At 38.2% G+C, this 11,004-nt stretch carries 9 protein-coding genes; 7 read left to right on the forward strand and 2 right to left on the reverse strand.

Translation table 11 applies throughout. From position 1 onward, the window contains the following. Window positions 1–7: 7 nt before the first annotated feature. Window positions 8–418 carry a hypothetical protein gene (locus ASU31_RS12045; RefSeq protein ID WP_057932552.1) on the reverse strand — a complete coding sequence of 137 codons (411 nt, stop codon included), beginning with the start codon at window positions 416–418 and terminating at the stop codon, window positions 8–10. Window positions 419–954: 536 nt separating this feature from the next. Beyond that, on the reverse strand, window positions 955–3,174 hold the full coding sequence (locus ASU31_RS12050) for an NADP-dependent isocitrate dehydrogenase (RefSeq protein WP_057932553.1): 2,220 nt from the start codon (window positions 3,172–3,174) through the stop codon (window positions 955–957). A gap of 559 nt (window positions 3,175–3,733) precedes the next feature. Here ASU31_RS12050 and ASU31_RS12055 point away from each other — a divergent pair. The 7 genes from ASU31_RS12055 to ASU31_RS12085 all read left to right on the forward strand — a co-directional run bounded on the left by ASU31_RS12055 (window position 3,734) and on the right by ASU31_RS12085 (window position 10,984). After that, complete coding sequence (locus tag ASU31_RS12055; protein ID WP_057932554.1) at window positions 3,734–4,936, forward strand: ankyrin repeat domain-containing protein; 1,203 nt, start codon at window positions 3,734–3,736, stop codon at window positions 4,934–4,936. Between the two features lie 9 nt (window positions 4,937–4,945). Next, on the forward strand, window positions 4,946–6,292 hold the full coding sequence (locus ASU31_RS12060; RefSeq protein ID WP_245224535.1) for an ankyrin repeat domain-containing protein: 1,347 nt from the start codon (window positions 4,946–4,948) through the stop codon (window positions 6,290–6,292). Between the two features lie 195 nt (window positions 6,293–6,487). Beyond that, complete coding sequence (locus tag ASU31_RS12065) at window positions 6,488–7,060, forward strand: hypothetical protein (RefSeq protein ID WP_057932556.1); 573 nt, start codon at window positions 6,488–6,490, stop codon at window positions 7,058–7,060. A gap of 133 nt (window positions 7,061–7,193) precedes the next feature. After that, complete coding sequence (locus ASU31_RS12070; protein WP_057932557.1) at window positions 7,194–7,559, forward strand: hypothetical protein; 366 nt, start codon at window positions 7,194–7,196, stop codon at window positions 7,557–7,559. A 140-nt stretch (window positions 7,560–7,699) separates the two neighbouring features. Further along, entirely contained in the window at window positions 7,700–8,260 is a 561-nt protein-coding gene (locus ASU31_RS12075; protein WP_057932558.1) for a hypothetical protein, read from the forward strand. Further along, on the forward strand, window positions 8,257–9,159 hold the full coding sequence (locus ASU31_RS12080) for a hypothetical protein (RefSeq protein WP_057932559.1): 903 nt from the start codon (window positions 8,257–8,259) through the stop codon (window positions 9,157–9,159). Before ASU31_RS12075 ends, ASU31_RS12080 begins: the two co-directional genes overlap by 4 nt. A 505-nt stretch (window positions 9,160–9,664) precedes the next feature. Beyond that, a complete protein-coding gene (locus tag ASU31_RS12085; RefSeq protein ID WP_057932728.1) occupies window positions 9,665–10,984 on the forward strand; it encodes a PQQ-dependent sugar dehydrogenase in 1,320 nt (439 codons plus the stop codon). The last annotated feature ends 20 nt before the right edge of the window (window positions 10,985–11,004 follow it).

Genomic DNA, 11,004 nt, shown 5'->3' on the forward strand with positions numbered 1-11,004 from the left:
GAAACTGCTAACTGATCTTTGGCGTATCGTTAATCGGATAACCTTCTTCATCTAAATCATCGCGGTTATCTTCGGGTGTGCGTGCAAGAATTTCGTCTTCAGGACTGAGTTTAACACTTTCACCATTATCAACATGCATGCCCAGCTCTTCCAGGTTATCTTCAGCAATTTCTTCATTGCGGGCATATTCATCACCAATATAAGGGTTAGCTTCATCATAGGTCGAATCATCATCTTTGGCACCTGCAGCAACCGTTTCGTATCCCATCGGATGGTCGTAATCTTTATCTGTACCTCTTACATCGAGTTCGTAACTCTGCTTATTTTCATCATAAGCAAGATTCTCTTTATTGATTTCGCTATTTTCTGTGGTACTGTGTATTTTATCCTGCGATCCTTTATTCTCGTTAATTGCCATGGTATGGTCTCCTTTAATTTATAAGGTTATAACAAAGTGGTACAGATAAGGTTTTTCTCTGACAAAATAATTTTATTATTTGGGCGTGCCCCAAGCTGCGCAAGGGTCGGGCTATACACTCCAAGTCCTCGCCCGATGAATAATTTGGGCTGTGGGTTTTCCGTTGCTATCCCTCACGCAAGAAATTATCTGTTAAGGCCATTTTGGTCTATGAGAACACGAACTTATGAAATTAGTGAACACTGACCGGGGAAATCCGTAAATAGTATCACTCACTAAGCCACCTAAACCCGATCAAAGCGGGATGCTACCGATCCTTCATCGGGAGCAGAAGCGGGAGCGGGGCTGCTATAACCTAAAAGCCTATGCATTTGCTTTTCAAAATAAAAATATTTACCCCTAACAAAATGCTAAACAAGCTGACAAACCTACAGCATAAAAAAAGCGCCCCAATTTTTATATCAGGACGCTAAAATATTTAAGAGTTGTCAACTTTCATACTAGAAGCATATTAAAGTTGACAACTCAAATTTAGCTTACAAAGAAGCCAAAGAAGTATTTAATGTTTCGCTTGGACGCATTGCCTTGCTTGCCAATTCATCATTAGGATTGTAGTAACCGCCAATGTTTTGAGGTTTACCTTGCGAACCGATCAGCTCTTCATTGATTTTGGCTTCATTTTCTAACAAGGTTTTAGCCAACGGCGCAAATCTAGCTTTCAGATCAGCATCCTTAGTTTGCGCAGCTAAAGCTTCAGCCCAATATAAAGCCAAATAGAAATGAGAACCACGGTTATCGATAGTACCCAATTTTCTGCCAGGAGATTTATCCGTTGCCAAGAATTTAGCATTTGCCTCATCCAAAGCATCGGCCAGTACCTGCGCTTTTGCGTTATTTTGTGTTTGAGATAAATGTTCTAAAGAGGCCTGAAGTGCTAAAAACTCACCTAATGAATCCCAACGCAAATAACCTTCTTCAATAAATTGCTCAATATGTTTTGGAGCAGAACCACCAGCACCGGTTTCGAACAAACCACCACCGTTCATTAAAGGAACAATTGATAACATTTTGGCAGAAGTTCCTAATTCTAAAATCGGGAATAAATCTGTTAAATAATCACGCAATACGTTACCGGTAACCGAAATGGTATCTAAACCTTTGCGGATACGCTCTAAAGTAAATTTAGTGGCTTCAATTGGTGCAAGAATGCGGATATCTAAACCAGTAGTATCGTGATCTTTTAAATATTTGTTCACCTTAGCGATGATTTCTCTATCGTGCGCCCTGTTTTCGTCTAACCAGAAAACGGCAGGAGTTTCTGATAAACGCGCCCTGTTAACCGCTAATTTTACCCAATCCTGAATCGGGGCATCTTTGGTTTGGCACATGCGGAAGATATCACCTTTTTCTACTTTCTGATCGAAAAATACTTTACCATCAGCATCAGTTACGCGGATCGTTCCGGCAGCAGTAGCCTGGAAAGTTTTATCATGCGAACCATATTCTTCAGCTTTTTGAGCCATTAAACCAACATTTGGTACCGAACCGATGGTAGTCACATCAAAAGCACCGTTTGCTTTACAGTCATCAATGGTCGCGGTGTAAACACCTGCATAACAACGGTCTGGAATTAAAGCGATGGTATCTTGTGCTTTTCCTTCTTTGTTCCACATCTGTCCTGAGGTACGGATCATAGCCGGCATCGAAGCATCAACAATCACATCCGATGGAACATGTAGGTTGGTAATTCCTTTATCAGAATTTACCATGGCCAGTGCCGGACCGTTTTCTATGGCCTGAGCCAAAGCAGCTTCAACTTCCGCTTGTTTTGCGTTGCCTGCAATTTTAGCGTAAACATCGCCTAAACCATTTCTGGTATCTATGTTCAGTTCTTTGAAAAGATCGGCATATTTAGTAAATACATCTGCAAAGTAAACTTCAACAATGGCACCAAAAATAATCGGATCAGAAACTTTCATCATCGTTGCTTTTAAGTGTGCAGATAATAAAACGCCTGCTGCCTTAGCTTCAGCAATTTCTTTGGCTACAAAAGTTTTCAATGCCGATAAGCTCAATGCAGAACTATCAATCACCTCCCCTGCTTTTAATGGCGATAATCCTTTTAATTCGGTTACTGCCCCATCTGCAGCAACAAATTCTATTTTAAACTGACCTGCTTCAGCAACAGTTGTAGATTTTTCCGAACCGTAAAAATCGCCTTCAGTCATGCTGGCCACTTTGGTTTTCGAATCTGCAGACCATTTACCCATCGAGTGCGGGTTTTGTTTAGCGTAGTTTTTAACTGCTTTAGGTGCTCTACGATCAGAGTTACCTTCACGTAAAACCGGATTTACAGCCGAGCCTAAAACTTTTGCATATTTAGCTTTAATTGCTTTTTCTTCATCGCTCTGTGCATTATCAGGATAATTAGGCAAAGCGAAACCCTGTGCCTGCAACTCGGTAATTGCACCTACCAATTGAGGGATAGAAGCAGAAATATTTGGTAATTTGATAATGTTAGCTTCAGGAGTGGTAGCCAAGGCACCAAGCTCTGCTAAAGCATCACCAATTTTTTGATCGTCTTTTAAATACTCAGGAAAGTTTGCCAAAATTCTTCCTGCTAAAGAAATATCTCTGGTTTCTACATCAATACCCGCTGATGCGGTAAAAGCTTGTACGATAGGTAAAAGTGAGTAGGTTGCCAACATTGGCGCCTCATCGGTTTTGGTGTAGATAATTTTTGATGTATTTGACATGTTTATATTGATTTTGCTTATTAAGGTTAACTATTCAATCGGTTTCCAAGTTTGTAAACCGATCTTTTTAAAATCGCCTAAAGATAAAATAATCGAATGACTTAAGGAACATCGCAATGTTATTTATGGTGTGGTTTGTACCATTAATTGCAGATAACAAGTAAAATGTTAATGACGGAATTTGTTTTGGAACGCAGGGCCATTTGCTATTTTTAATTTAGTCCTGCTCTCCGCTTTATCCCGATAAATCAGGATGTTCGCTCTGATCAAGGCTATAAACTTAGGCTCCTGGTACGGAAACCCAACCTAATTGCACAGAATTAACTAAACTAAACCTGATCGAACGGATGTCATTTTTCATGGCAGAAGGTAGAGCAGGAAGAAATTAACCGATTGAATACTGCAATTGCTTTTCAAAAAAAATAAACGACCATATTATAATAAGATATAGTTTTATCTGTCTTGAGTGCAACACCCCAATATTTTTTTGTGAACCATTTCTTTGGCTAAACTTTTGTAGTGTCAAAACCATATATCTATTTTAAACTTTTTAATTGAAATGACCGAACCTACCTTAGATCAACAGTTAAATGCCCGCAAATTCGACGAGGCGAAAAGCATGATGCATAACGGCGAAAAACTTTCTAAAAGCATTCAGGAACATCATAAATCATCTATTTTTGATCATCTGGTGAGAGAGAAACAGTACGAAATCCTAACTATGATGCTAAAGGACAAAACCATCGAAACCGACATTTATGAATTCGACAGTTTTGACAAAAGCATTTTTCAGGCTATTGTCCGCAACCTTGGTAATGACAATGAAGATATTGCATTTTTCAATGAATTTATTACTCATTTCGACAATTTAAATGACGAGGTTAATACCAAAACACTATTAAGTTATTTCTTCGAAAACGGGGTGAGTTTAGCGCTGATCAAAGCATGTATCGATGCAGGTTGCACAGCTAACTTCAAAAACAATGCTGAAGAAAACTATATCCATCAGGTAGTGAAAAGCAGTTTCCGAAGGTATAACCTAAACGATGAACAGACTACTGACTTGATTAAAGGATATATTGATATCCTCCTTAACGAAGGTATTGATATCAATGAAGGCAATGTGGTGCAGGAAACCCCATTAATTACAGCAATAAAGTTTAACAAGAAAAATTTAATTGCTCATCTGCTCGAAAATGGCGCCGATCCCAATCATACCGACCGCGATGGAAATTCAGCTTTCTTTTATGCCGTGGCGCATTTGCAGAGCGAAAACATATACGATACGCTGCGCAATTTCGCCTCACCAGCTTTCGATCAGGTTAATAAAAACGGCGAAACACTATTATTTCAATATATTCGAATGATGTCGAACAGTGAAAGTGGCATCAAACTCCTTAAAAAACTGATTGAAGATGGTGCTGATTTATATCAGGCTAGTACCTGGTACGGTGCAGATACTACTCCATTGGATATTATAGCCGAAAAACAGGCTGATATTTTACAGGCTGTTTTGGAAACCGGACAGGCAGATGTAAACAGGGCCGATAATGAAGGGAATACCTTGCTGCATAAAGTTTGTGCCTACAATGTAAACTATGAAGCAGAGAAAGCGAAAGAAACCTATCGAAAAGTAAAGCTTCTGCTCGAAAACGGTGCAGATATTGCTATCACCAACGATCAGGATCAAACGGCACTGATGCTTGCATCTGATGATAACCTGAAAATAAAAACTGTAGAACTGCTCATGAAACAATCTTAAAATATGTCGATGTCATTTATTATTGCCTGCGAAAGCGGCAAGCGCAAAATAGCCGAACTTTTATTGGCCAACCAAGAGGTAGAGGTAGGTTATACCGATGAAAAAGGCAGAACAGCCCTCCATTATGCCGCCCACCGTGGATACTTAGACCTTGTACAGATTTTAATAGATCGTGGGGCAGCTTTAGATTACGAAGATCATGCTGGCGAAACACCTTTTTACTTTGCCTGTTTACAAAAACAGAAACAAACCGCACTATTTCTTTTAGATAAAGGTGCAAGAGTTGACATTAAGGATTTTAAAGGCAACAGCTTATTACACCTTACCGCACAAAGCGGACAAATTGAAGTGTTAGAAAAACTCCTCAATCAAGGTCTAGAAGTTGATGGCGAAAATAACGAGGCAGAAACGCCTTTGCTTATTGCCGCCAGCTGGAGGAACAAAGAAATTGTGCAAAAATTATTGGAATTTGGCGCCAATATCAACACCACTAATAAACATGGCGATTCACCTTTAATTTTTGCGGTTAAATCTAAGAACACACCAATGGTTGAGCTTATTCTCGAAAAAGGTGGAAATATCAACCATATAAATCATGCTGGAGAATCGGCCTTACTAATTGCCTGTTATGATGCCAACAGGATGTTAACCAAAACATTGGTAGAAAAGGGCGCAGATGTATTCGTTTCATCAAAAGATGGCCTCTCGCCCATTTGGTATGCCTGCGCCAATAACCAGAAAGAAATTGTCGATTTATTTTTAACCAATGGTATAGATGTAAACTATGCAAAACCGCTTTCGGGTAACGACGATTCGATGTATTCGTACTTAGAATGGGTAGAAACCGCCAATAACATTTCCATTTCGGCTAGTTTCTCTTTCGATAACAATTACAACTACGGAGGCGAGAGCATGCTGCATGTAGCTGCCAAAAGCGGCCATTTAAGTATGTTAAAGCTATTAATAGAAAAAGGTGCAAATATTAATATTCAGGATGAAAGCGGAAATACCGCTTTACATTACTCGGCCGCGAATGGTAAAAAAGATGCGGTAAAATTTTTACTCGAAAAATCAGCCGACCCTACCATTGTAAATGTAAAGGAACAGAAAGCAATAGATTATTCGAATATTAAGGGATTTAATGAAATTACTGAACTCTTGTTGAAATATGGCCTTCCAAGCAATCCAAATGTACAAGGAACAAATATAGTGTCAACAGAAAATACTGCTGAAGCTCCAAAAAATGATATGGCAGCGAAAAAACAGGCATTATTAGATTTAAAAGAGCTACTCGATGCCGGAATTTTATCGCAGGAAGAATTTGATGCGGAAAAAGCTAAGATTTTAAAAAGTTGAGTTGCAGCTCCACTATAGCTGATTGGCTTTAAGATATCGTCATTGCGAGAAGGCTTTTCAGCTGACGAAGCAATGACGAAATTTCTATTCAAAAATATTGTCTAATAAAATTTTAGTTATAAATTTATTTTCAAGAACTTTCCTGTTCGGAAAATCTAAATTTGATAAGGAAATTCGACTTTAACGCTCACACAAATGAAACGTATCCCTAAAATCAAAACCCAGTTATTTACTTCTCTCTTTCTGTCCATTTTTCTATATGCCTGTTCTCCCAAATTATATGTGGATGAAAATAAACGTTATCAGGCCGGAACACTGACTGATGCGCAGGTAGATTCGCTGCATCTTTTTTTAAAAGAAAACCAGAGGCTTGCCTTAAAAGATACCATTATCATCAAATATGATTTCAATAAAGACGCCTGCTGGAAAGACCTTAGCTATCAGAATGCAGAATTCCTGAACAATGTAAGATGGACCTTTCAAAAAAACATTCTCGAAAAAGCCGAGGCCAGGCCGAAAGTTGCCATTTACCAATACCGTGAGATTGGAGAAAGTTTTAGTCAGGTCAAATCGAAAGGCTTAGAAATAGAAACCGATTCGGGTTTTCTTAGAAAGTTATTATTTAAAGAGGCTACTTCTTGTGGCACCTCGGCAATTATCCTTCCCAACGGGAAATTTTTATTGGTGAAATCAGATCCGCAATTCTCTGCGCTGATATTAAACGCAAAAGACATAGAGAAAAAATTACAGGAAAATTTGGTTAAATAATCTACGATAAGTAAAATTTTCAAAGGCGAGCTGATGTGCAAATTTAAAAGCTGTGTGCTCTGAAACCCGCCCGAATGCAAAGCCCCAAACATTAGCGGCAAGCCTGACAAAATGTATCCCTATACGATTCAACATGGAACCAACACTAACGACAGAGGAAATCTATGATGTTCTACGTCAGACATTACCACAGCAGAATGACTTTGCATCATGTGACTATACAGACGAGCTTCAAGAAATATTAGATTTCGGGGTGACCAGCAAGTTGAAATTTTTAGATCTTATTGTCAAACACAGAGAAGAAGTACTTTCAATAGATGAAGCTCCTTTAGATGATTTCCATATTCATCACTATAAGTCTGAATATGGTGAAGAATATATGGACGACAGAATCAAAAATAAGTTTTGGTTTGCCTATCCCGCGTTAATCAGAATCACTTTGGAATTAGAGTTTGGAGAAAAATATAAATCCTATGCAAATAACAGAGATAATATATGATCTGCCTTCCACTAAAAGCGATTTTGCTAAATTGGCGGAAATTCATCTATATATTCAAATCTTTAGTAAATTCATCTTAAGCGCCAGCTTCGCCAAACCGTTAACGGTCAGTTTAAAATACGACACAATAGAAAGAACAAATGACATTTTTATATACAGCTCGGGGAACATACGACAAGACTTATAACGAGGACGGCATCTCTTGGGTTAAGTATATTGAATGGTCTAAACTGACGCATTTAACAGAACTTGTTTCTCTTGACGGAATGCTAAACGAAATATTGGTTGAACCGGACTATGAAAATGCAGACGACTGGAATTATATTCAGACTATTGAGCAATATCAAACAAATTTTTTCACGACATCTGAATTCGTTTTTAAAAGAATAAAACACAAAGACAAATTCAATTTATTGACCGTTGTCCTAGAGCCAGACATAGACTGTAAAGACATAAAAATTGACAATTATGAATTTGTTGGCTATGATTTGTTAGACCAAGACTTTAACATAAGTGCTTTAACAAATTGTGGTGGTTTTGACGAAACATTTCTGCCAACAGACCTAACCAACAAAGGACTTATTTACGACTTTAAAAAAGCGTATGACATAAAGAAAAGACTTTTAGAAAACAACCCCGACGAACATCATGCAAATACCAACGTAATTGCAGTTTGGAGACACAGAACAATTGGACGATGAAATCAACCATAGCAAATAAAGAAGGCCGAACCGCTGGCAAGGGTTTTGCATTAGGTCGGCTTATGTACAAGTTCAAAGCTTTATGTTTAGAAACCCGCCCGAATGCAAAACCCGAAAACGTTAGTGGCTATTTTAAGACCGTGACACACAAGATTTACATACTAGCAATTACAGTAGGGTTTTTAAGTTGCAACAATCAACCTAATCAAGTTGAGCAGACAGCTGTTGCTAAAATGGAAACACAAACTAATAAGGTTGACAACTCAAAATACTATACACAACAAGACACTATTTTAATTGCAACCGAAATTGGCGACACCTTGAAATTTGCTAAGTCAGAATTCAATAAAATTGTAGACGAACATCCTGAGTTATTTCAGGAATTCCCAGAACATCCCGACAAGCTCTATTATCGTTTTGTAAATAGTGTTGACTTTGGTAGCGAACAAGGACAAGATGTTTATTATGCTTTATATGCTCACTTTTTAAAACAAAATAACGGTATCACAAAATATGCTCAACAACGAAAGAACCTTATCGAAATATATTCAAGAATAAACTCTTTATTCGGACATTTTCAATATGGCGGAACTTACTTTGGACATCAACAAATGAGAATTCTAGGATATGTTGAATATTCAATTTACCTTTTTCCTAAAGAGAAAAAAGAAATTGAAAAAACTTATGATATAACGAAGCAAAAAGAGCTTTATATCAAATCGTTAAGACAACTTATAGATGATGAAAGTAAAATTGACCTTGAAACATTAGGACAAGAAAAATCAACAAGAAATCTAAAACTTAATTCAATAGTTGACGAGCTTGAAAAACTAATAACGGACAACTTTTATTTAAGACGGACTCAAGAATTTCATTATAGCAACTACGAATACTATTGACAGAAGAAAAACAGCCACTATACTGGGTTTGCATCAGGCGGGCTGATGTGAAAATTTAAAGCTGAAACTTTATGGATTAAGCCAACGTAAATAAAGGCCTGAAAACAATCCAGGTTTGAGTTAGAAACGATTTAACAAAATTTAACTAAAAAATTAGGTGTAATACTGTAATTTAGTTTTAACTAATCGTTTTCAAATTAACAACTGGAAATTTATGCTCAAATTCCTTTGCTAGATGCTCATACCCTAAAAACGGATTATCTTTTCGGTGATCAGATTTTCGCTGTTCAATTAACATCTCCATTCTAAAAGAATATATAAAAGTACTTCCCTGTTAATCATCATCGCATTGAACCGGGGAAAATAATATGCGCTCTCCAGGAAGGTACTCCAGGGTACTTTCCTTTTATGATTTTATAATGATCTTTTGTGCACTGGGCAAACCATCTGTCCATTTTTGATGTTATATTTTCTGAAACTAATTCCTTTATCAAAACGGGTTAACATGAAAAATAAAATTTTCTGCACAGCAATGCTTTCATACATTCTTCTTTTCGGATGTCAGTCTGATTCAGGTTCGCAAAAGCAAGGAGAAGATACAACACTTACAACTAAAAGCGGAACCGTAGATTTACCTGCACCCGATACCAATGCGGCCAAAAGTAAATTTAGCAAGGTTATCGATTGGCCTGAAGGTAAAACGCCCATTGCCCCAGAAGGTTTTGTGGTAACCAGATTCGCTTCAAACATTAAAAGCCCGCGCAATACTTATATTGCCCCAAACGGGGATGTACTGGTAGCGCTTTCTAATTCGGAAAGAAGTACTGTAGAAGCGGTTGCCAATGCAGTAACCGGCAAAGCTAAATCTGAAGTACCCGGTAAAAGTGCCAACACGATTTTACTATACCGCGATGAAAATAAAGATGGCAAACCCGAAACTGTTACCACTTTTTTGAACGGGCTCAATCAGCCTTTCGGAATGCTGATTATTGGCAGTTCATTTTATGTAGCCAATACCGATGGCTTGTGGCAATTTCCTTATAAAACCGGTGACACTAAAATAAACGCTACTGGCAGAAAAATCCTGAGTCTCCCAGCCGGTGGATACAACAACCATTGGACGAGAAATTTAATTGCAAATGCGGATAAAAGCAAAATTTATATTACCGTTGGATCGGGCAGTAATGTTGGTGAAAATGGAATGGAAAACGAGGTAAGAAGAGCTAACATACTGGAAATCGATCCAGATGGAACAGGTGAAAAAATTTATGCAAGTGGTTTGCGTAACCCCGTGGGAGTAGATTGGGCGCCGGCTACAAACATGCTTTGGACGGCTGTAAATGAACGTGATGGATTGGGGGATGATCTTGTTCCCGATTATATTACCAGTGTTAAACCCGGTGCCTTTTATGGCTGGCCGTATTCTTATTTTGGTCAAAATGAAGATCCCCGCTTAAAAGGTAAAAATCCCGAGCTGGTTAAAAAAGCAATTGTGCCTGATGTTGCAGTAGGTGCGCATACCGCCTCTTTGGGCTTAGCTTTTTACAAAGGCGCAAAATTCCCTCAAAAATATCAGGGAGGTGCATTTATAGGTCAGCACGGGTCGTGGAACCGCTCTACCATTTCCGGATACAAAGTTGCATTTGTACCTTTTAAAGATGGAAAGCCAACAGGTAAACCAGAAGATTTTTTAACTGGTTTTGTGGCTGATACTGACAAGGCCGAAGTTTATGGCAGGCCTGTTGGCGTTACCTTAACGCCTGATGGAGCATTATTGGTTGCCGATGATGTTAGTGGCATAATTTGGAGGGTTGCTGCTAAATAGTTTACAAAATAACCACAGGT

Origin of the sequence: Pedobacter ginsenosidimutans (assembly GCF_001442625.1) — a bacterium.
Taxonomy (GTDB): domain Bacteria; phylum Bacteroidota; class Bacteroidia; order Sphingobacteriales; family Sphingobacteriaceae; genus Pedobacter; species Pedobacter ginsenosidimutans.